15 protein-coding genes are annotated in these 23,805 nt (G+C 42.9%); 3 read left to right on the top strand and 12 right to left on the bottom strand.

Translation table 11 applies throughout. The features are described from left to right. Positions 1-56: 56 nt before the first annotated feature. The 5 genes from QR40_RS29970 to QR40_RS17040 all read right to left on the bottom strand — a co-directional run bounded on the left by QR40_RS29970 (position 57) and on the right by QR40_RS17040 (position 13,907). Positions 57-7,364, bottom strand: coding sequence for an InlB B-repeat-containing protein (locus QR40_RS29970; RefSeq protein WP_160295824.1), 7,308 nt, complete (start codon positions 7,362-7,364; stop codon positions 57-59). Positions 7,365-7,702: 338 nt separating this feature from the next. Then, positions 7,703-8,287, bottom strand: a complete 585-nt coding sequence (locus tag QR40_RS17055; RefSeq protein WP_027295486.1) for a nucleoside recognition domain-containing protein — start codon at positions 8,285-8,287, stop codon at positions 7,703-7,705. A 140-nt stretch (positions 8,288-8,427) separates the two neighbouring features. After that, entirely contained in the window at positions 8,428-9,105 is a 678-nt protein-coding gene (locus QR40_RS17050) for a lysoplasmalogenase family protein (protein WP_044296096.1), read from the bottom strand. Positions 9,106-9,205: 100 nt separating this feature from the next. After that, positions 9,206-10,567, bottom strand: coding sequence for an MATE family efflux transporter (locus QR40_RS17045; RefSeq protein ID WP_027295484.1), 1,362 nt, complete (start codon positions 10,565-10,567; stop codon positions 9,206-9,208). A gap of 220 nt (positions 10,568-10,787) precedes the next feature. Beyond that, positions 10,788-13,907, bottom strand: a complete 3,120-nt coding sequence (locus QR40_RS17040) for a glycoside hydrolase family 2 TIM barrel-domain containing protein (protein ID WP_044296095.1) — start codon at positions 13,905-13,907, stop codon at positions 10,788-10,790. A gap of 287 nt (positions 13,908-14,194) precedes the next feature. On the opposite strand from QR40_RS17040, the gene QR40_RS17035 reads away from it, so the two are divergent. Next, positions 14,195-15,037, top strand: coding sequence for a helix-turn-helix domain-containing protein (locus tag QR40_RS17035; RefSeq protein ID WP_044296293.1), 843 nt, complete (start codon positions 14,195-14,197; stop codon positions 15,035-15,037). A 62-nt stretch (positions 15,038-15,099) separates the two neighbouring features. After that, positions 15,100-15,222, top strand: coding sequence for a hypothetical protein (locus tag QR40_RS32635; RefSeq protein ID WP_255348096.1), 123 nt, complete (start codon positions 15,100-15,102; stop codon positions 15,220-15,222). 779 nt (positions 15,223-16,001) lie between these two features. Here the strand turns inward: QR40_RS32635 and QR40_RS17030 are convergent. Genes QR40_RS17030 through QR40_RS17020 form a run of 3 tightly spaced genes read right to left on the bottom strand, consistent with a single transcriptional unit; the run spans position 16,002 to position 18,395 of the window. Next, the gene (locus tag QR40_RS17030) at positions 16,002-16,358 is read right to left on the bottom strand and encodes an MGMT family protein (protein WP_027295481.1); all 357 of its coding nucleotides are present in this window, start codon (positions 16,356-16,358) and stop codon (positions 16,002-16,004) included. Between the two features lies 1 nt (position 16,359). Then, complete coding sequence (locus QR40_RS17025; protein ID WP_044296094.1) at positions 16,360-17,313, bottom strand: D-2-hydroxyacid dehydrogenase; 954 nt, start codon at positions 17,311-17,313, stop codon at positions 16,360-16,362. Positions 17,314-17,333: 20 nt separating this feature from the next. Further along, entirely contained in the window at positions 17,334-18,395 is a 1,062-nt protein-coding gene (locus QR40_RS17020; protein WP_027295479.1) for a hypothetical protein, read from the bottom strand. Positions 18,396-18,767: 372 nt separating this feature from the next. Between QR40_RS17020 and QR40_RS29965 the strand changes: the two genes are divergently transcribed. After that, entirely contained in the window at positions 18,768-19,889 is a 1,122-nt protein-coding gene (locus tag QR40_RS29965; protein ID WP_052430900.1) for a L,D-transpeptidase family protein, read from the top strand. A 127-nt stretch (positions 19,890-20,016) separates the two neighbouring features. Here the strand turns inward: QR40_RS29965 and rsmI are convergent, their stop codons facing one another. The 4 genes from rsmI to holB are packed head-to-tail and all read right to left on the bottom strand — an operon-like array spanning position 20,017 to position 23,517. Then, entirely contained in the window at positions 20,017-20,853 is an 837-nt protein-coding gene (rsmI, locus tag QR40_RS17010) for a 16S rRNA (cytidine(1402)-2'-O)-methyltransferase (protein WP_027295478.1), read from the bottom strand. A gap of 39 nt (positions 20,854-20,892) precedes the next feature. Further along, positions 20,893-21,630: a tRNA1(Val) (adenine(37)-N6)-methyltransferase gene (locus QR40_RS17005; protein WP_027295477.1), complete on the bottom strand. Its 738-nt coding sequence runs from the start codon at positions 21,628-21,630 to the stop codon at positions 20,893-20,895. Continuing rightward, positions 21,620-22,525, bottom strand: coding sequence for a PSP1 domain-containing protein (locus tag QR40_RS17000; RefSeq protein ID WP_044296093.1), 906 nt, complete (start codon positions 22,523-22,525; stop codon positions 21,620-21,622). Before QR40_RS17000 ends, QR40_RS17005 begins: the two co-directional genes overlap by 11 nt. Positions 22,526-22,527: 2 nt before the next feature. Continuing rightward, a complete protein-coding gene (holB, locus tag QR40_RS16995) occupies positions 22,528-23,517 on the bottom strand; it encodes a DNA polymerase III subunit delta' (protein WP_027295475.1) in 990 nt (329 codons plus the stop codon). Positions 23,518-23,805 lie beyond the last annotated feature (288 nt).

The raw sequence follows: 23,805 nt of genomic DNA, 5'->3' as shown, positions 1-23,805 counted from the left end.
TTTATAAATATCAAGAATCACTGCCCTGCTCAGAGGGTGTTTTAATATATCTTATTTTATTTCAATTTTACTGTTCGAACCTTCGAATAATTTCCATATATTTTAGTATCTCCAACCCTCTTGTATCCACGCATCTTAAACTGGTAAGTCTTACCCTTTTTCAGTTTTGTCTTTGTATATGCAGTACGTGCTGCAGATGCGTTTTTAATCCTGGTAAAGCCACCTTTTCCGGTCTTCATATAAATGGCAAATCCATCTGCCTTTGTTCCCTTTTTCCAGGAAAGCTTCACGCTTGTTTTAGAAGCTGCTTTAGCAGAGAGTGCCGGTTTTTTCGGTGTCGTTGCTGTCTTTAAGTATTTTGAATATTTACCGAACAGCTTTTTACTTCCGGATAACGTATATGCCCTTACCCTGTATTTGTAAATTGTTCCGGCGCTTAAGCCTTTTACCGTATAACTTGTCTGGCCTGTGTTTTTTACTACGTACCATTTGTTTTTATCCGGATTATAGCGGCTTAATTCGTAGCCTTTTGCACCGCTGGTTTTATTCCAGGTTAATTTCATCTGGTTAGTTTTCAGATTAGATGCTTTTAATCCGCTTACTTTTTTCGGCGCCGTAATCTTTTTGAATTTAGCTGTATAAGTTACGTTTTCATAAACCGTTACCGTATACTTTGCGGTTGTGGATACTTTCTTTCCATTGAGATACCAGCCCTCAAACGTATACTTAACGGATGGTTTTGCCGTTAAATCAACCTTGCTTCCGGCATCCACTGTCTGACCGCCTGTTGCTGTACCGCCTGTTTCCGCTTTCACGGTAAGGGTAACTTTTTGTGGCTTCGGCGCTTCTTTCTTAATAAATTTTGCGGTATATACGGTGTTCTGTAAAGCATTTATTGTATATTCCGGTTGTGATGATACTTTCATATCCCCTATATACCAGCCTTCAAATACATAGCCTTCCTGCGGATATGCCTTAATGGTTACCGCACTTCCATATTCTGCGGTCACGCTGCCGGTTACGGTTCCTCCGGCTTCTGCCACTGCCTGAATCGTGATCATTTCTTTTGGCTTTTCTTCAAATCGTGCTGTATACACAGCATCTGTTTCTGCCTTCAAGGTCAGGCTTGCCTGATCCGATACTTTTTCATCATTCAGATACCAGCCTTCAAATGTGTAGCCTTCATTTGGAAATGCCGTTATGGTAAATTCTTCACCTTTCTTAACGGTTCCGCTGCCGCTTACGGTTCCTGCCGTTTCATCTGCTGACTGTACGGTAATGTTCACCATTTCCGGCTGTGGCTCTTCTGCTTTTGTGAACCGCGCAACATAAGTGATATCCTCTTTTGCTACCACTTCATACTCTGCATTTTCGGATACCCTGACATTATCCAGGTACCAGCCTTCGAATACATAGCCTTCGTTCGCTGCTGCAGTAAGTTTTACCGTTGTTCCAATATCTACCGTTGCAGTCCCTTCTGCCGTTCCGCCTTCTGTTGCTTCAGCGGTAACCGTCACCTGCTGTACCGCATTTTTCGTAAACCGTGCAATGTATACGGCATCCTCTGTTGCTTCTATTTTATGTTCCGCCTGGTCAGATACTTTTGTTTCTCCCAGATACCAGCCTTCAAATGTGTAGCCTTCATTGGCTGTGGCAGATATGGTTACTGTCTCACCAACGTTTACACTTCCGCCGCCGGATACCGTTCCTGCCGTTTCATCTTCAGACTGTACGGTAATGGTTACCCTGGCAGGTGCATTTTTTATAAATCTGGCAATATACTCTGCATCTTCTGCCGCTTCAATTTCATATACGGATTCATCGGATACTTTTACGCCTTCCAGATACCAGCCCTCGAAGGTATAACCCTCATGTGCCTTGGCGGTAAGGGTGACTTTTTCCCCTTCCTTAACTGTACCGCCGCCGGATACGCTTCCTGCTGCTTCGTCTTCCGAACGGGCTGTAATTGTTACGTCTTTTAAGTCTTTTATAAACTTAGCTGTATAGACGGTGTCCTCTGTGATCTCCGGCGTAGTGAAAGCAGGTTCCTCGCCTACCTTTTCTTCCCCAAGATACCATCCGCCAAATGTGTATCCTTCGTTGGCTTCTGCCGTCAATACTGCAGTTCCGCCCGCTTCCACATCTGTAGTCCCTTTCACAGTTCCGCCCTCTGCCGGGTCTGCCTGTGCAGTTACTGTATATTCACCTTTTACTATGGTAAATACGGATGTGCGTACTGCTTTTGCTCCGTTTACTTCCGCAATAGCACGTACTTTTATAACTCCCGTAGAACCAACCCTGAGCTCTGTTCCGGATATGGCTGCCCCTGCAACTCCTTCTGCAATTTCAAAGGAGTAGCTGATGTCCTCCTGGTCATGGCCTGGTGTCTCACACGGTACGAGCATTCCTTCTGCGGACAAGTTTACTGTAATCTGGTCTGCATTTTTCGGTATAACAATCTTGCGGTTGTCGAAAACCAGGCCGCTGAAAGTACACCCGCATGAACCCGGTGTAATAACCAGGCTGTCATCACCCGGCTCTTCCGTTTCCACCGCTTTGTAGAATGCCATATACTGTCCGGAGATATATTTATCTGCTGGATCTGCATCCGGATAGGCTACATTTTCCATAGAATGGAGCACTCTCATCTGCAGCCTTCTGGCATCTACCGGCGCAAATGCAGCTGTCTTCTTCTCTTTATCTGCAGCCCATACGATATGTCCTTGCGGAACTTCCTGCCAGTCATCCTGGTCTGCCGTGGTACTGTAGTACAGCTTAAATTCCTTGATAATTCCATTCGTTCCGTCCTGCCTTGGACGATATTCCAGCTTGCCAATTTTACAGATATCCCCAAAATCAAAGGTCAGCTTATTGTTAATTCCCTGTGCCATATTGATTCCGCCGCTCCAACTGCTGTGATAGATCGAATCATTATCTGCCAGCATGTTGGTAATTGGATATCCGGGCTGTGTACTTTCTGCCGCTGCTGCTTTTACTTCCACCTTTTCATATTCATAATCATTTTTCTGTGCCTGATATACATAGATTTCAGCAGCTGAGACAAATCCACCTCCAGCCTGCGTAGCACGAAGCATCAGCCTGCGTGCAGTCACCACAGAGAACTTTGCGGTTTTCTTAGAAGCATCTGCTGCCCAGGTACCGCTTCCTCCCGGAACTTCCGTAAATGCACCCTCTTCATATGTTCCCGTTTCAGCTTCACTGTAGTATAATTTATATCCCGTAATAATTCCATTTGGACCATTTTTTCTTGGAACATATTCAAGTTTACCGATATCATACGTCCCGCCCAGATCAATGGTAATTCCATTATAACGGTCATTTGGAATATCTGCCTGTGGTGCATGACCATACGCTGTATGCCAGATTGTATCTTCATTTCCATCCACTGCATTGCTGCCTGGTCCATCTCCCGCTCCCGGAGTATTGTTCTCCTGACTTTCTGCAACAGCTGTTAATTCGTCACTTGGAATTTTTGTATAAGTAATTCCGCCTTCTTCCCACATAGCGGTCAACGTAGTATTACGTCCCGGCATACTGTAGGTATCACCGGCTTCGTATGTTTTATTCCCGTCATTCCATCCGACAAAGTTATAATCCTTTCTGGTGTAAGGATTCTTTGGCAATACAATTGCCGTACCTTCTGATGCTGTGACTGCTTCCGGGTTTGTCCCTGTGACAGTTCCTTCACCAGGTGCAAAGCTTAATGTATACTCCTGAATATCTGCTGCTTTCCCTTCGTCTACATAGAAATTATCAAAGATATATTCGGAAGCGCTCTGTTTTGTAAGGTCAATATAATAATCATCATAATTACCGGTTGTAAAAGTTACTTTTACGCTTTCCTTCTGCCCGTATCCGGTACCGCTCAATGGTTTGAGTATCAGCGTTGCATTTTTTGTATCTTCTGCTGCCAGTGCCTTGTCGGATTTCACCCCAAGGACAACTGCATTTTGTGCCTTCGCCTTATAATCGATGCCTACCGTATAAGCTGTATTTGGTTTTAAGCGGACACGATGGGAAAGTGTCCTCATATAATCACCATTGCGGACTTTTAATGAGTAGCGTCCTTCAATTACATCATCTGTTAATGCAGGGTTAACCGTATTTATTTCAGATAAGTGACTCTGGTCTGACTCCGTTGACACAAACGGCCCGTATTCCTGGTCTACATTTTCAAAATCTTCAAAGAAATAATGGCTTCCCTGATCTGTCAGACCGACTGGTATCACGCGTACATCATCGATAGTTGCCACGGCATCCTCGCTGCCTGCATCAGCCTTGATCTTTATGACTGCCGATGTCTGCCCCTGTGGTTCAGTAAAGGTAAGTTTTACTCTCTGGAAATATTCTTTGTATTTATCTGTATGGTGAACACCATATATTACATTGGAACTATCAATATAGTTTGCTGCCAGTTCCCGGCCATTTTGATCTTCTACTGATATATGTACTTTTCTTCCGGATGCCGTGCGGATCCAAGCAGACGCGGAGTAGCTCTGCCCACCGGTAAGCCCGTTCATCTCCTGTTCGATTCCGCCTTCTTCACTGCCTTTAATCTGAATCATTGTATTTCCGATACTGGTATCTGTAAATGTAACATTTGGATTATTATTGATATTTGTCCAACCATTTTCGAAAGTATGACTGTCAAATCCCATATCCTTTACCAGGCTGCCTGTGCTCCAGTCATAAGATGCCATATCCGGTATGTCTGCTGCTGCACTTCCCGGATATACCACGTATCCCTGCCTTGCATCTGCCGTGATGGTGACAGCACCGTTTGCCACATTGATGATCTGTTCATCTGCTTTTCCGGTAGATGTCAGTTTGTATAGTTTTACCGTAGTGTAATTCCAGTCTTCCGGAAGTGTCCAGGTTGTTTCCCCTCCGGCTTCATTATAATGGTAGATCTTGTCCTGTCCGTCAATCGTCCATGGGATGAAGATCTGATTGCCAATTGCCACTTCATTTCCATTCAGGCTGATCACATTCTTACCATTTCTCATTTCTGTCACAACTTCATTGTTCCTGCCTAAAACCGCTTTATTATTATTGGTCCACTGGCTGATCGGATACTGGGCCAGAAAACGGTTCGGCAACAAATTCGTAAAGAAATCTCTCATGGTTGCATAGTAATCATCTGCTCCCTGCCAGCCGTTAAAACCATTGACACGTCCGCCCTCGCCGCGGAACAGGCTTGTTTGTCCGAAAATATCTTTCTGTCCGTTGTAGACAAAACGTACCATATTCCCCGCACCCGAATAAGTACTGTTAATATGGTGTGCCCAGGCACTCCTTCCTGTCATTTTCTCAGGATACTCTGTCGCTGCCGCTATTCCCTGGTCAGTCAGTTCGTTGATTGCTTTTTGCAGACGGTACGACGTCCAGCGGTTATCAAAATAAGTATCAACATAGATCAGTTTCAGTTTTCCGTTTGTATCTGAATTAAGCTGCTGAAGCCTCTGCTCCATATTGCCTCCCGGAATCGTACTTCCATCCATTAATATATCGTTTTCACGAATCATATTTACTGCGGAGTCATACCAGTTCCATGCACCTACTCCGGTATTCAGTTCATTTACTGCATACTGGCCCGCTTCCGGGTACATCTCCGTATGGTTGATATGCACACCAAAGTTTGCATTATATTTCTCACCCTCAGACAGCATGGTGTTAAAGTCTTCCAGACCTCCTGCACGGTTATTATAGTTTGCAAAGTCAGGATGACTTGCATCATGCCCTTCCCCCTGATATCCCTTCAGGATAATCATCTGTTCAAATCCATCTGTTCCCAGATTAAACTTCTTAACATTATCTAAAATACGCAGGAACGGATATTGTGCTGCACTGCCCACGTTCATTGCCACGCTGGTGTAGGACTGCATAACATCTTCTGCCCCCGGAATCTTCAGATCTGATTCATCCGCATAGCAGTCATCCCTATACGCAATTGTACCATCCTGAAAGTCAATCGCACCATCTGCATTCCGGTCCGCCGTAATCGCAACCGCCGTATAAGGCTTCTCAAAATCTTTGTCATCCAAACCTTTCACCAGAAACTCATTTGTCCACAGCCCTGTTGTATAGTGGTCACCGTTTTTCATCGTCTGGTAAGCCACGCCGCTGTAATCTTTTGAAGAATCGTTCCGGATAGATGCCGCCAGCTCATTATTATTTACAACCGTAATAACTGCTGACTTGTATGCCGGATCCTCTGCAGGATTTGCTGTCAGGTCTATACTGCTCTGGGTTCTGTTATCATTCACGGTCAGTGCTGCACCTGCCTGATCACTGCTTACAGATACCAGGCTGTGTTTTGGAAAATGAATGGTTTTAATCCCATCAGATATGTTTTCCAGGGTCATCACCATTACATTATCCCTCACCGTCAACACGGTATCAAAAGACATGCTCCCTGCTTCCATATGGTACGTTGCCTTGTTTCCCTCAATTTTTGAAGTCACGGCGGGTACATATGCCTTATTATTAATCTCCAGGGCATGGTACGGAACTTCCTGTCCCTGCATAACCTTGCCGTCTAGGTTATAGCTGATTACTCTTGGAAAATCAGCATCAACTTTTACTGACATCTGGTCTGAAGAAATTTCTTTTTCCGTAATACTGCCTGTTACAGGTTCAATAGTATTTGAGGAAGACACGGAAAATTTCCGGATACCGCCGCCGGAACCTTCAAAATACATGCCGGACTTTCCGGTATCCATGGTAATTTCCGGTACTTCACCATTAAAGATCTCTGCATCATCCAAAAATACCGTAACAACCTTTTCAACAACCCTTACGCGAAGCTTATAAGGTTTCAGACGTTTTGCATAAAGCCTCTGACCATCCCCGTAAGTGTTGCCGCTGGATAAAAGCGACACGGTACGACCGCCGCTGGTTTTCAGATACCAGGGCGATGTATTCCCTCCAACGCCGCCATTACCAATTACCGTATAGGAATCGGGTCCTGCATACCGTACAACTGCATAAAAGTTTCCATTATTATTTGCAGGGTCAATTTCAAATTCTACCTCCGTATTTTTAAGTTCCGGCGAGTTCTCATCGATTACCAGTTTTGTACCACTTGCAGGTACCTGAAGTTTTCCATCCCCCTGAGTCAATGTGCCCGTCCCGCTTTTAACCGTAAACCCGTCGATACTATCTTTTGAAAAATCCTTTTGGTATAATCCATCAGTGCCCTCCGGTCCACTCAGGTCAGCTGTGGATACGGACTTTTTCTCATCAGCGCCCCCTGCTGCGTTTGCCGGCATAACCGGCTGAACCGCCAGACAGGTACATAAAAACACCGGCAGAATCTTTTTCCATAACTGCTTCTTCTTCATACATTTACCTTCCTTTCCAATCATCTTTTTTGTTTTCTTAGCTCCTCCGAAACAATACTCTTGTTATATTACCTCCTTCTGAAATACTCAACATTGCACTTCCATCACCTCTGACTTTGATTTTCATCTTTATTCTTGGTTATTTAGTACAGTATTTGGCTTTTTTTTTAATTATTTTTACATATAATTCCATTATATGCGAAAGTAAAGCCCATGTATTTGTACATATACTTATACTTTTTACACAATACGCATATTCACATTAAAGAGGGGCACCTTTCTGAGAAGGTGCCCCTGGCCTGTATTAATCTATATTTCAAAAAACAGCACGGGGTTTGTCAAGTCTTGCTCCGCTTTCCATTCCCCATAATCTTCGCAAACACAATCCCTGTCAGAGTAGAAACGCAGGTCGCCACGATTGCAGCCCCCACGATCGAAGTTGGATTCGTACTCCCATACTGACTCCGGTATGCAATAATGTTTACCGGTATCAGCTGAAGTGAAGAAATATTTAAAATCAAAAATGTACACATAGATTTACTGGCGACAGGTTTATGATGATTCAATTCTCCCAGTTCTTCCATCGCCTTTAACCCCGCCGGTGTAGCCGCCCATCCAAGACCCAGAAAATTCGCTATAAAATTTGTGGTAATATGCTCATTTGCTTTATGATCCTTGGGAATCTCAGGAAACATAAAATGAACAAAGGGCCTGATTTTCTTAGACAGACTCTTAATCAAACCGGCCTCAGAAGCTATCTCCATAATCCCCACCCAGAGCGACATCACTCCTACCATAGTAATGCAAAGCGTTACCGCCTCCTTCGATGAAGTAAGAGCCGCATCTGTAATTTCCTGCATTCTTCCGGTAAACGCACCATAAATAATTCCTATTACAATCATTCCACCCCAGATATAATTCATATATACCCCCAATCAGTTCGTACTGCAGACCATTTTTTCAATGATACACTCTCTTGGCTTAATATATGAAACAAGTTCTTTTTTCATGACATTTTAGATTCGTAATTATCGTTGATCAATTTTAAAGATCACCACTTTTCTCAGAATATCTGCCTACCTAAAAATACTCCGGATGCAGCAATCAAGTACACCGCCCCATAATACAAGGACATAATCGCATACCGGTAAATTTTTTCTTTCCTCTTATGGATCAGCCGGAAGCCCAGGATGCAGTCGGAACATACAAAAAAAATGCCGCCCACAGCAGCCATTACGCCACTCATTCCTCCCTTTGCAATCAGAACTGTAATTCCCATGGATGCCATAACGCTTAAAGCCGCCATATAGAGAAACGCCGGGATTTTCATTCTGGACAAACCCGGAATTTCTTTGCGGAATCCATAGATTATTCCCACATAAATCAATATAAAAATAATGATTGTAATCCATTCTGCCCCGCCATCCATTGCAAATGCCATTATAAAGCAAACATGGGCTAAGCCAAACGCAGAGGCTCCGGCAATAAAATATATCTCCAGTAAAACATCCGCAGTCATACAAAGCAACGTTCCCATAAAGATAAGCCAGTTAACCGCTTCCCCTTGGCAGAAAACGCCATAAGTAGCCAATATCACAGGCATAAAAGTTGCTGACGCCTTTAAAGCCAGTGCTTTCATGCCAATTTTATCCGCCCGGCGGCAATATGCACTTCCAAAACAAACGGTCAAAATGAAAGTCACCAGCAATATCGTCCTATCATTTTCTAACAGTAATCTCATCTGCAAACCCTCCCTGCCACTTCGGTTACAAAAACCTGTTAAAAATCCCTTTCATCAGCCTGCATATCCATACTTTTCCCGGCTGCATCTCCATACCTGCTTAAGCAGCATTTCCATATGCCAGCCGTTTCCATTTCGCTTGTCGGAAGCGGATCACATAAACCAATCCTCTGGTGCACTCGTCCAGTGCCATAGCAATCCATACCCCTTCCAGCCCCCAGCCAAATGTTATGCCAAATACGTAAGCCATACCAAAAGCAATCAGCCACTCTCCTGTAATCCCGGCGATCATCGGAGTCTTTGCATCTCCCACTGCTATGAGGCTACGTGTCATAATAATATTAATTGCCCTGCCGATTTCCAAAAAGAATTCCAGAAATAAAATCCTTCTTCCTAAAGCCAGAACCTCCGGATCGCTGGTAAACATTCGAAATACCAGATTGCTGTTTATAAATAGCAATAGGGTCACACCAAGGCAGACACAGAGGCAGATTTTCATAGTGCTCCACACCCTCTTTTGAATATCTTCAATCTTCTTAAGCCCCAATAAATATCCCAGTACAATCTGGGTAGCCTGGGAAAGCGCAACTGCATAAACGTATGAGAGATTTGCTAAAATGCTGCAATATCCCTTTGTGGCCGTTACCATGGTTCCAAACGTATTTACAATTCCCAGAATACAGATCTGTGATACATTGTATGAAAAGCTCTCCGCCCCTGACGGAAAAGCGATCTTACACAGATTCCCCAGTAATTTCTTCGGAAACGGCATTAAAAACCGAAGTCCAAGAGGTAGCCGGACCTTCTTTACAAACAACAGAATAATCAGCAGAAGTCCTATTGTTTTACTAATTACCGTAGAGGTAGCTGCCCCTGCAATCCCAAGTTGGGGAAATCCGAGCCATCCGTTTATTAATATTGCGTTTCCTGCTATATTCAGTATATTCATAATTACCGAAACATACATCACTTCTTTCATTAAAGTATATGTACGCAGAATTGCAGCAAAATTCAAGTATAACCCCTGAACCAAAATAAAACTGCCTACGATCATCAGATATGACCTGGTCTCGCCCATGATTTCCTGCTGCAGCTTCATCATAGTAAATATCGGCTTGTTTGCCAGCATTACAATCAGAGTAATGACAACGCTGACTCCCGTTATCAAGGTCAGCGAAACCATACAGGTCTTAGATGCATTTTCGTCATCCTTTGCCCCCAAGAACTGAGACAGTATCACCGTGGTTGCCATGCTGATCATATTCAGCACAATAATAACCAGATTCATAATCTGATTTCCGTTTACAATAGCCGCCACCGATTTCTGTGAATACTGGCTGATCATGATCTGGTCAATATTTCCTACTAATAACTGCAGCATCAGTTCCACAAAAATCGGAATTGACATTTTAAATACCCTGGACGTTGTATTAATTCTCACTTGCCCTGTTTGCTCTTCCATTCTCTTCTCTCTTCCTTAAGCGTGTTAACGCATAAATTTTTTCTAAATATGCCCCGTACATTATACCAAACTACTTTATATTTTCATATATTAAAAACTATCAAAAATTCCTATTGATCCGCAAAAAAGAACTGCCCTGCCAGACAAAAGCACTTTAATATGCTTACATGCTGGAGGCAGTTCTTTATTTATTTCATAAATTTATTTATGATCTGATCCCTTACTGACACCGACCTGGTTTTATAAAGCACTCAAACACGAATTCTTCTTTATCTAAGCGATATTCCTTAGCCAGCTCCGGTCCACAGCTGTTGGAACCTATACCGCTTTGTATATAATCCAGGCAAAGTACTGTGTACCCGGAGGGAACTAAGTCATAGTTATGTTCCTTTTGGGTTAATTCTTCCTGCGTATAGACAGAGGCATTAAAGCTGAATGTCTCTTTTCCGTAAGCCGTAAGTTCTGCTCTGGTTCCACATATTTTCACATAATCGCAATCATAGTGGCTTCCATTTTCCTGTGGACGGAGATAGTCCTCATGCATTTTCTCTATCGGACTTTGGAATTTACCATGATAGCTGGCGCGGCATTTATCAATGTAGCTTTCAACCGGTCCGAGTCCTGTGTATTCTGCCTGTTCCATTTCTTTTGGCAGGAAAAGACGAAGTCCGAACCTTGGCAGAAATGGTAAGCCGGAAGGACGGCGAACCTCCTGGTGTGTACCAATTGTTCCATCCGGATAAATGGTCCAGCATACCTGAATCTCAGCAAGCCGCTGCGTATAAATTGCGGAGAGGGAAAGGCTGGTGCTTATTTCCACACATCCCTCCCATGTCCTGTAACTGGTTTCATAGGCACGGGTAACAATTTTATCGTAATTTGCCTTCATCCAAAGGTGTTTCACATTCCGGTCATTATCGGTAGGCGCTCTCCATACATTAAATTCCATGGGTTTTTCCAGATAATTCATATTCTGGTATACCATTTTCTCAAATGCCCCGGTCAGTTTATTATATACGTAGGAAAACTCTGGTCTGCTTATATATATATAACGGTCATCTTCCTGGATAATCAGACCTTCACTGATATTTTCTTTATTAATATTGTCTTCCTTAACAATTTCTTTTTTAATATTATCTTTCTTCTCCAGATCTTTCAGACTTTCCAGAAGAACTTTCACGGTCTGATTGCAATTATCCTCAGTGGCTAAAGCCGTTTCATCAAATCCCAACAGATCTCCTTTTTGAATCGGACCATCTGTTTTAGCCGCCCGATATTCCAGTTTCAAATAACATTTTCCTGATTTTGGAATCGTAAAATCAAGTGACAGCTTCTTCTCATGATGGGGTTTCAGATCCAGCAATGCAGCATCTGTAATCTCACCGGATTCAATAATTTTTCCATCCTGCAGTACCGCATATGTAATCGTCAAATAGTCTTTCAGGTTTAAATAATCCATAAAATTCCGGATGGTAACCTCCCCGGTATCCTGGGCAAATTGCATTACCCGTACCGGACGATGTACATTCTTAAATTCTAACAGACCTGTATGAGGCGTGCGGTCCGGATAAACCAGTCCATCCATACAGAAATTTCCATCGTGAGGATACTCACCGGAATCACCGCCATAGGCATATTTTTTCTTACCCAGTTCTGTTTTTCCCACATCGATTGCATGGTCACACCATTCCCAGATAAAACCTCCCATAAATCCATCATACTGCTGAATTACCTGGAAATAATCCTCAAGATCTCCCGGTCCATTTCCCATTGCGTGACAATACTCACACTGTACAAATGGCTTATCCATTCCATTTTTAAAGTATTCATGAATTTCAGAAACAGATGCATACATTCGGCTAAAAGTATCCAGATTAGAAAAATCGTTCTCCCTGTTCTTATCTGCATGAAGAGCACTTTCATAATGGGTAAGACGGGAAGGATCAAACTCCTTCGTCCAGCGCAGCGCATTTTCAAAAGTACAACCGTACCCGCATTCATTCCCCATGGACCAGCAGATAACACTCGGACGGTTTTTATCACGCTCCACACAGTGCTGAACACGATCTAATGTGGATTCTATAAAATCTGGATTATCCGAAATATAATGTGCCGTACGGGCAAAGCTCTGCAGCCAGTCTTCCTCCGTCATATAGACATCAGCGGTACCGTGGCTCTCATTGTCCGTCTCATCAATCACAAAAAAACCATACTCGTCACATAACTGATAAAACTGAGGCGCATTTGGATAATGGCTGGTACGGATTGCATTCATATTATGCTGTTTCATCAATTCAAGATCCTTTTTCATCTGGGTAACACTGATTACCGATCCCGTAACAGGGTCGCTGTCGTGGCGGTTTGTTCCACGAAGCTTAACTTTAACATTATTAATATATAAAACAGCGTCCTGAATTGTAATATCCCGGAATCCCAAACGCTCTGTAATTACTTCATTATCCGTTTTCAATACCAGAGTATAGAGAAAAGGCTGTTCTGCATTCCATAATACAGGCTGGCTGACAGCAAACTGTATTTTACTGCCCTGTGATCTGCCTTCTGCAACAATATTCCCCTGATGATCCTCCAGACAGTATTCTACCGGAATCTCTCTGCTGCTAAAAATAAGATCTGCACAAACCTCTGCCCTTTCATTATCCTGGGAAATATCTGTCTTTACAAAATAATCGAATAGCATTTCTTCCGGCCTGGCAAGAAGATAAACATCACGGAAAATTCCGGACATTCTGAATTTATCCTGATCCTCCAGGTAACTGCCGTCACACCATTTTAAGACCAGAACAGCAAGGTTATTTTCGCCTTCTTTCATCACATCCGTTACATCAAACTCACTCATTCCATGGGAAATCTGGCTATACCCCACAAATGCGCCGTTCATCCATACATAAAAACAGGAATCCACTCCTTCAAAATTCAGGTACTGCCTTGGAGCCTCCGGTAATTTATGATATTCAAAAGTATGAAGATAAGCTCCGCATGGATTATCCTGGGGTACATAAGGCGGGTCCATGGGAAATGGATATCTGGTATTCGTATACTGATGGCGGTCATATCCAAAGTTCTGCCAAACGCCCGGCACCGGTATTTCTCCAAAGTTCTGTGCCTGATAGCCGGTCTGGTAGAACTCTTCCTGAAGATCATAAATACTGTCATAATACCGGAACTTCCAGGTTCCGTTTAACAGAAAAAACCGGTCAGATGCTTCTCTGTTCCCCACCAAATCATTTCTTCTGCCGGAAGCAGGAATATAGTAACTTCTGTTTGGCATTGTGTTTTTGTGTAAAACTTTCAAATCTTCATAATATCTTGGAATTATCATTTTAGAATCCTCCTGTAATTTTTATAGAAATACAAAACCGTATCTGATCTGTCATTGATCATGTTTAATACTGATTATAAATTCCGGATCATAAAATTTCCATATCCAGGATAGGCGAATATATGCACAAAATGATACATATGTTATTGTAACTATAATCTTCCCGCGTTATAATGAAAACATAGCTGCGACCAGAAAATCTAACGCAGTAAGTTTGGACAAATGGCTGGTGCTTTGTAATGGATATCAGCTGGTTGCTGCAATTATATCAGACCGGAGGTATTTTAATGTATTCTAACTCAGGCTATTTTAATGATGTTGATATTGATATTTTGGATCAGGAACATGAAATTTCAGTTTACAGCTGCGGTAATTACCGCTTCATATCCCGGAAAGAAATGGTTACCCTCCGCCCAAACGGACGCCTTGATTATCAACTGATCTACGTTGCCCAGGGTAAAGCCGATTTTGAAAAAGATGATGTTCCAAAAGAACTCGCTGCAGGCAGTCTGATTCTTTACCGTCCTTCGGAGCCCCAGAAATACTATTACTATGCAAAGAATACGCCGGAACTCTTCTGGGTACATTTTTCCGGTTATGGAGCAGAAGCGCTGTTAGAAGCTGCCGGGTTTAAAGAACAGGATATCCTGGAGATCGGATTCACATCTGAATACACGCAGCTTATGAATAAAATGATACGGGAGCTCCAGTTAAAACGTCCGGGACACAGCGAGTTACTGGCATTGTATTTCCGGGAGTTCCTCACGTTAATTTGCAGATATCAGCAGGAAAAACGCCTTGGCAGAACAAAGAAAAAAACAGAAATTGAAACAGCGGTACATTATTTTAACGAACATTTTCCTCAGGAGCTGAGTATTCAGGAATATGCCGCCAAAAACCATATCAGTACCTGCTGGTTTATCCGAAACTTTCGCCAATATATGGGCATGACGCCTATGCAGTATATTACTTCCATCCGTATGACAAAAGCAAAAGAATTACTGGAGACAACCGATCTTACCATAAATGAAATCGGTGACCTGATCGGCTATCAGAATGCGCTGTACTTCAGCAGGATCTTCAAGAAAACTGTTGGTACTGCGCCCACTGCATATCGACAGTCTATATAGGGCGAACAAATTCAGCTTAAATTTGGGTTTTGCTGAGGAATGACGCTTTGTAGATGTAAGTAGTGTACGGAAAGATGGGTGTGGGAAACTGGCATGGGCTCCGTCAGCTGGCCGCAGAACTGGTATTTTCTAACCTATCCGAAGCGCTTTTTGGCGGCACGCGGGCATTCGCTCCGAAATCCTGATGCATTTCGCAGCTCACTGCCCGCTTAGTATCCGATGGGAGCCAGTCGAATACTATCCGCCAAAAAACACTCCGGAAAGGTAAGTAAATACTCAGATCTGCTCTACGCTTCCTCCTCCCATACCAGTTTCCCACACCCATCTTTCCGAGATAGCATTCGTTGATACAAAGCTGGTTTTCTCAGCAGGTTGGAACCCCTGGGCTGTGGCTGGCTGTTCTTTATTGGTTGCAGTGTTGTATGTTTCGGCTATTTATGCGTAAAAGGAGATGAAAGTCTACTTCTTTTTCTGATCACAGAAAAAAAACAAATCCCGTTCTCAAGATCAGTTGCTTGACATCATTAGCTTACACCAATCGCGTCCGGCATGCCACAACCCCAGGGTCCCACCACGCTGAGAAAACCAGCTTTGTATCTACGAATGCTATCTCGGAAAGAGAAGGGGGCGGACCAGGACATTGGTTTGGAAGGCGTATAGCAGAGCTGAGCATTTACTTACCTTACCGGAGTGCTTTTTGGCGGATAGTATTCGACTGGCTCCCATCGGATACTAAGCGGGCAGTGAGCTGCGAAATGCATCAGGATTTCGCAGCGAATGCCCGCGTGCCGCCAAAAAGTGCTCCGGAAAGGTTAGAAAATGCCAGTTCTGCGGTAAGCCTTCCAAACCAATGTCCTGGTCCGCCCCCTTCTCTTTCCGTACAATACCTATCATCTACAAAGCGTCCTTACTCAGCAACCCCCCCAATTTCTACATATCCATAAAACACAAAAAACAGGGACTTCTATATCCCTGTTTTTTCAAAATATGCCCTCAAACAAAGTGCATCTTCCAATGTATTCTTCCAACCATATTTTTTCAAATCCACTCTCAGATCCGAACTCACTTCCACTCCTTCTTCCATAAGAAGCACGTCCTGCTTATCCGGATCCTGAAAACATCCTGCACCGGAGAGATATCCCTGATGATTTACGATCCTGTGGGCAGGCAGATTATCCCCGGAGAAATTATGCTTAAGCGCATAGCCGACCTGTCGTGAATTTTTAGGTTTTCCGCATAAAAGGGCAATTTGACCGTAGGTTGCCACTTTACCCGCGGGAACTGTTTTACATACCACTGCCACTCTTTGATAAAAATCCATATTACAGCCGATATCCCGTCTCAAAATCTATTCTGTTCTTAAGAGGTTCTCCTACGGCAAACCTTCTCCTGTTTTCTAATGCAATCCCTACAATCCGCTCCAAAGTTTCAGGTATAGAATACCCACCGGAAACGTGGGGTGTTAAGATCAGATTATCCAGATCCCAGAGAGGGTGATCCTTTGGAAATGGCTCCGGTGTGATGACATCAAGTCCCGCACCGGCAATCCATTTTTCCTTCAAGGCCCGATATAAAACCTCCGTATCGATTAAACTTCCTCTTCCTACATTTAATATGATTGCAGAGCTCTTCATCTTTTTAAACCGTTCTTCGCTCATGAACCCAATCGTCTTATCATAAGCCGGCATGGAAAGCGCCACAATATCCGCCCTTCCTAGAAGTCTGTCCACATCCTCTTCATAATACAACTCATCTACATATTCCGGCTTCTCGCTTTTCCTGCGCTTAATGCCAATTACGTGGCTCCCCAGGGCTTTCATCCTTTTGGCATACTCCATCCCGATATCTCCAAGACCGATCACCAGGACAGTACTTCCCATAATTGTACTTGCGCCGCTCTCATAATGCCATCTGTGATTTATTTGGTTGCGGACATACAATGCGGTATTTTTCTTTAATGCAAATGTTAGCCCCACCATAAACTCCCCAATTGACAGACCATATGCTCCTGAAGCATTGGTCAGAATCGTACCTTCTGCCAGCACTCCCGGATTACAATAACCATCCGTACCGGCACTATTTAGCTGCAGCCACTCTAAATTGGCAGAGCCTTCAATAAATTCCGGCGGCACATTGCCGATAATAATATTTGCCTCCTGAACCAGTTCCCTGGTTACGGACTTATACTTTGTATATTGATAGCTGGCGCCCGGATCTATTTGTTCCAGGTCCATGCGCTGTGCCTCAGCCATTGGCAGCGTTACTAAGATATTCATAGGGAATGCCTCCTGTCTATTTATGCCTGGGGATTACCATTTTGCCATCCGCTATTATAGAATGTATCATATTCCTTCCATGCATCATCCCAGCTTGTGTATGCCTCATCGCCACGTTTATCACTAAAATCATAATGCTCGTTTATATAACGTCCAAGATATGCCGTTACCTTCCGGGCACCTCTCGAGTTCAAATGAATCGGATCAATATAATCCGTTGTAAAGTCGATGCCTAATTCATCATATAGATCCTGTTTGTTAAAATTAATATAATCAAATCCATACTCTTTTACAATTTCAAATACCTTATTCATCTGCTTTTGTGCATTCTGAGACATTGATCCTGGCATAGAAGTAAACAAGAACTTCAAATCATTCGCTTTCCCATATTCTAATATTTCCAGCAAAATCTCTGACTGAAGTTCCGATATATCACCTATTTTATCGGTTGTCTTAGGTCTTTTCTGGGTTTCTACAGTAAATGCATTTTTTTCATAGACACCCTTCATCTGCCTCTCCGGTATTGTAAAATCGTATTTATTCAACTCTTCCCATCTCGGATGATATTTAATAAATGGAATATAAAAAGACATCTTGTGATCCAGGAATGACTTATCTTCATTATATTTCTCTGCGTATGTAAAAGCTTTGCCTAGAACATCCAGCCGGTTCTTCGAAAACTTCATATTATCCGTCAGACGCCGGATCTTAAACTCCTGTAATTCTAATTTACTGCTTCTTAATCCGCGTAAGTCAATAATAAAGAACTTTGTATTCTGCTTTTTATGTATTTCTTCTATCAAATTAGTAACAAATGGTAATGGCAGACTGTCCGTAGACATAGGATATAATGCCATGCCGTACTCATTCCAGGCAAGAGGAGCTGCCCATGCACGGTCTACCACACTGCTGCCAATAAGTGCACCATCCCATGAATTCTTTGTCTCTCTTTTATAAAATGCTTCATAGCGGTCATTAATTTCTATTGAAGCCGGTTTAACAAATATTCCATTCATCACATAAAAAGCACCACCTGCAAGCATCAGAAAACATATCATTCTTAATATCTGTTTTTTAGTCATAATCTTCTCCCATATTATAATAATAAACAATAATCAGCAACTAATCAAACCATTCAGCACAGAACTGTACAGGGCGACTGCTCCATGAATTTCATTGCATTTTAGCGTCAAATTAGCCATTGTGCCATACAGTCCCGATGGGTACGGTTATTTCAAGTTTTTATTATAACATTTTATGTCAATTATGTCTAATAACTTTCTTTATTACCATTTTTAACCCAGAATCGTTATTCAAATATTTTCTGCTTTTTTTCGATTGTTTTTCACTTATACATCAGACACATTATTTTCCCAATTACTTTTGACAAACCTCCGCTCCCCACCTATAATAAAATCAACAGCACAAAAGAAACACCAAACGGGAGGAACCACATGAAAAAGTATATCAACGCCAATAAAATAGTAAAGTTATTCTTCTTATTCGCGCTCGTCCTAACCATGGCATCTGCCATATCACTCCCCACCCGGGCAGCGTCCACAGTACTTTTAAAAGACGTCCGTAAAGCTCCTGTCAAAAAAGGGGACTGGATAAAGAAAGGAAGTAGATGGAAATACCGCTATACCAACAAAACCTACGCAAAAAATACCTGGCTTAAAATAAACGGCAGGTATTACTATTTTAAAAAAAGCGGGTACATGGATACCGGTTGGAAAACATATAATAGACAAAAGTATTATCTGAATAAAAACGGTGACATGGCAACTGGATGGGTTCAATATAAAAAGAAATGGTATTACTTTAATAAAAACGGGACGATGGCATCCAACAAATGGATTAGTTATAAAAAACAGAAGTATTACGTAGGTGCCAAAGGTATTATGGCCACCGGATGGAAGACCATTCAAAAGAAAAAATACTATTTTAATAAGAGCGGACAGCTGATGAAGGGTTGGGCAAAAGTAAAGGATGACTGGTATTATCTTAAAAAAGACGGTTCTCTTTCATCCTATAACAAAGCAAGCCAGATGATCTTCGTAAAAGCAACCGAAAGCATGGCAGAATTCACCATGCTGGAACGGAAAAATGATACAACCTGGAATGAAATCTTAAGTACAACCGCCTATGTAGGACGTCTCGGCGTGGGTGCAACATACGAAGGCCTTGCTACCACACCCAGTGGAACATACAGCTTTGGAGTAGCATTTGGCAATAAGTCGAATCCGGGCACCGCATTCCCTTATACCAAGGTAAACCCATCCCACTATTGGGTAGATGATCCAAACTCACAATATTACAACAAGTTTGTCAGCACAAAAAAAATATCGCCGGATTGGAACAGCGCAGAACACCTATCTGAGTATCCAACCGCCTACGCCTATGCACTTTCCATAAATTACAACACTGCCTGTACTCCAGGTGCAGGTTCCGCTATCTTTCTCCATTGTTTTGGCGGCGGCGCCACTGCAGGCTGTGTAGCAATCCCGGAACAGGATATGGTCTTTGTATTACAGCATATAAAAAGAGATGCAATGATTCATATTTCCAGAAAGTGAAACTCCGTTGCAGGTTGTGGAGGATTCTACCCTTGCGGCAGCCTCCAAAATGGACATGTGCGCGAGTCCCCGGGCTTGCTGTACACAATAAAAGAGAATCGGGGAAGACGACATTCCCCGATTCTCTCTATATCAACTCTTGATAAACATCCCGTTTACTAATTCCACGATCTTTCGCAACACATTTCATTGCTTCTTTCTTATCCATCCCAATATCCAGATAGCGCTTCATGTGTTCCTCTATGGTTAATTCCTCCCAGGCTTTACGTGCCTCTTCCCTGATCTCCTGACGGCTTCTGCCCTCAATGACCAGCACACATTCCCCCCTGGGATCCACTTCCTTATAATGAGCCAACGCCCCTTCAATCGTAGTCACAAAAGCAGTCTCATGTTTCTTCGTCAATTCCCGGCACACAGTAATCTTCCGGTTCCCCAGTACCCCGAAAAGTTCTTCCAGTGTCCTGACAAGCCTGTGCGGCGCCTCATACAGGATCATCGTTCTGGTTTCCCCTTCCAGTTCCGCCAGAACTTCCTTCTTTTCTTTTTTATCAGAAGGCAGAAATGCCTCAAATGCAAAACGCCTGGTAGAAAGCCCCGACAAAGTCAAAGCAGTAATACATGCCGCTGGCCCCGGAAGGGAAGTTACTTCCACACCTGCCTCATAACACAACCGAACCAGTTCTTCACCGGGATCTGAAATCCCAGGTGTCCCTGCATCTGTTATCAGGGCTATATTTTTCCCGTCCCTCATCTGTTCAATGAGATAATGGGCTTTGTCAATCTTATTGTACTCATGATAACTGGTCATAGGAGTTTTAATATCAAAATGATTCAGCAGCTTAATGCTGTTTCTGGTATCCTCTGCTGCAATCAGATCCACTTCCTTCAGAATACGCAGCACACGCATCGTAATGTCTTCCAGGTTACCAATTGGTGTAGCACATAAATATAATTTTCCCTGCATGTGAGTCATCTCCTTCTAAAGGCTGTCTTAAAAATCAGATCAATAGCCATACACATCATAAATCTCATCCGTATACACACCGGGTTCTTTGTATACGATCAATGGTTTTTCTACTGTTATTCTGGGTTTTCCACCCTTCAGGCCTTCAATTAGTACCATATTCGGCTCTTTGTCTGCAAAAGGATATACTAACCGCATCCGCTTGGGCTCCAGACGGTGCGCGGTCATCTTTGTCATGATTTCAGCCATTCGAAATGGCCTGTGCACCATGTAGAACCTTCCGCCCGGACGCAGAAGCTTAGATGCCTGTCCAATTACATCATCCAGCGTACACAAGATCTCATGTCTGGCGATCGCCTTAGGCATATCCGGATTGACCAGACCATGGTTTCCCGTCATATAAGGCGGATTACTTGTAATAACATCAAAAGAAGCCGCATCAAATAATGTATGGGCCTCTTTGATATCTCCTTGTACAATAGAAATCTGATCTTCCAGATGATTATAGAGAACGCTCCGCCTTGCCATATCTGCACTGGCTTCCTGGATCTCCAGACCGGTAAAATGCTCCCCCTTAGTCTTTGCCTTCAGCAAAATCGGGATAATCCCGGTCCCTGTTCCCAGATCCAGTGCCTTCTCTCCCGGCTTTACATGAGCAAAACCGGACAGCAGCACTGCATCCATTCCAAAGCAAAATGTCTTATTATTTTGAATAATCTTATATCCGTTGCGCTCCAGATCATCAAGGCGCTCACCGGGATACAGCTCAATTGTCATCTAACTTGGATTTCCCTTCTTTTTTCTCCATGTCTTCCAACTGCTTCAATTCCTTATCAACGCTGATTTTTTCCTTTTTCCGTTTCGGTTTGAATTTCAATTGGTCTACTTTATAATCACGAATTTCTTTTTCATCATTTACTTCCACGATAACCTTCACAGTCTGTCGGAGTACACTTACACTTTGTACTTCCCCTTTCAGTCCGTCTTCTGTAAGAACACGATCTCCTACATTTGGCAGCCTGCTGTTCAGATATTCATATGTCTCTTCTTCATTCTTAAGACAGCACATCAATCTTCCGCATACACCGGAAATCTTCGTCGGGTTCAAAGAAAGGTTCTGTTCCTTCGCCATTTTAATAGATACCGGTGCAAATTCAGCAAGGTATGTATTACAGCAGAGAGGCCTTCCACAGATTCCTATACCACCAAGAATCTTTGTTTCATCACGTACCCCGATCTGCCGGAGTTCGATTCTGGTTTTAAATACAGCAGCAAGATCCTTAACCAGATCACGAAAATCAATTCTTCCGTCTGCGGTGAAATAAAACAGTACTTTATTATTATCAAAAGTATACTCTGCATCAATGAGTTTCATTTCCAGATTATGTTTCTTAATCTTCTCCTGGCAGATACGAAGAGCATCTTTTTCCTTTTCTTTATTCTTCAGTTCTCTGTCCGCATCCTCCTGGGTTGCTACCCGGATTACCGGTTTTAAAGGCTGAATCACCTTCTTTTCATCCATATCCGTAACCTTCGTTACCACGGTACCGTATTCTACGCCCCTTGCAGTTTCTACGATTACATGATCCCCTGGATCCATAGAGTAATGCTTGGGATCAAAATAATAGATCTTTCCCGCATTACGAAATCTAACACCTACAATCTTAACCATTGCTAGTTCTCCTTTATCATAAGGAACAATAATTCCATCGTTAAATCAAAGTTTACATTTGCATTCAGACGGGCCTTCGCCTTCTGCAGTCCACTTAATATCTTCTCAATCCCCTCATACGAACTCATATTCGTCTGATCGGCAATCACTCTTACCTGATCCCGGAATACCAGCCCATTGGGATCTTTCGTTGCTTTAAAATAAAGCACATCCCGATACCAGATAGCCAGAATATCCAGATAATCCTGTATCTCCATCTTAAATTCGGAAACAGCTTTTACTGCCGCAATAATTTCACTGATCTCCATATCCTTTGCATGTGTCAGCAGATGCAGTGCTGCCGCCTTAATCTCATTAAAATTATCAGAAGATGCCAGTTGTACTGCTTTTCCAATATTTCCCTGAGCAAATGCCACGCATACATCCGCCTGATAGTCAGGCACCTCCACATTTTCCATCAGATACTTTTTAACCATTTCATCCGGTACCGGCTTCATATTCAAAGTCACACACCTGGATAATATTGTTGCTAAAAGAGAGGTTGCGTTAGCCGTCAGTAAAAGAATTACCACATAAGCCGGCGGTTCCTCAATTGTCTTCAGTATCGCATTTTGTGCCTGGACTGTCATTTTCTCAGCATCCGGCACGATATATACTTTATAAGGGCTGCTGTAAGGCTTCACCATAACGTCGCCCACCAGCTTCTCCCTGATATCCTCAACTCCAATACTATTTGGCTTATCATGGGTCACCGTGATAATATCCGGATGGTTCCCGTTCTCAGCCTGTTTGCAGGATCTGCAAATACCACATGGTTTTGCGCCTTCTCCTTCACACTGTAATGCCATTGCAAATATATTAGCCAGACTCTTCTTGCCAGAACCTTTTTCACCATTAAATATATAAGCATGAGAAACCTTGTTCATCTTCATCGCATTCTGTAAATGTTCCACTATTTGTTTGTGTCCTATAATCTTATTAAATCCTGGCATAATATCACTCCTCACTGCCTCTTTGCACCAGAGCCTGTTTGAAAATTGCTTTCTGACAGCTGTGTGTCACCCTTTGCGTGGAATTTGTTCCGGGAATACAAGGTGCAGAGGGCTGCACTGGCTATTTCGGAGCAGATTCCACGTGAAGCGGGGTGTACAGATGGCGGGAATAAATTTCCAAACAGTCTCTGGCCTGGACCAAATGCAGGCCTATCTGTCTTAATAAGTCCTATTATAACATAACATCATCCATTTACCTAGCTTTTTTGGGTAAATTGTATGAATTGT

This window comes from Robinsoniella peoriensis, assembly GCF_000797495.1.
Taxonomy (GTDB): domain Bacteria; phylum Bacillota; class Clostridia; order Lachnospirales; family Lachnospiraceae; genus Robinsoniella; species Robinsoniella peoriensis.
Note: the sequence above shows the minus strand (reverse complement) of the source record. Positions and strands in the feature narration are given on the sequence as shown.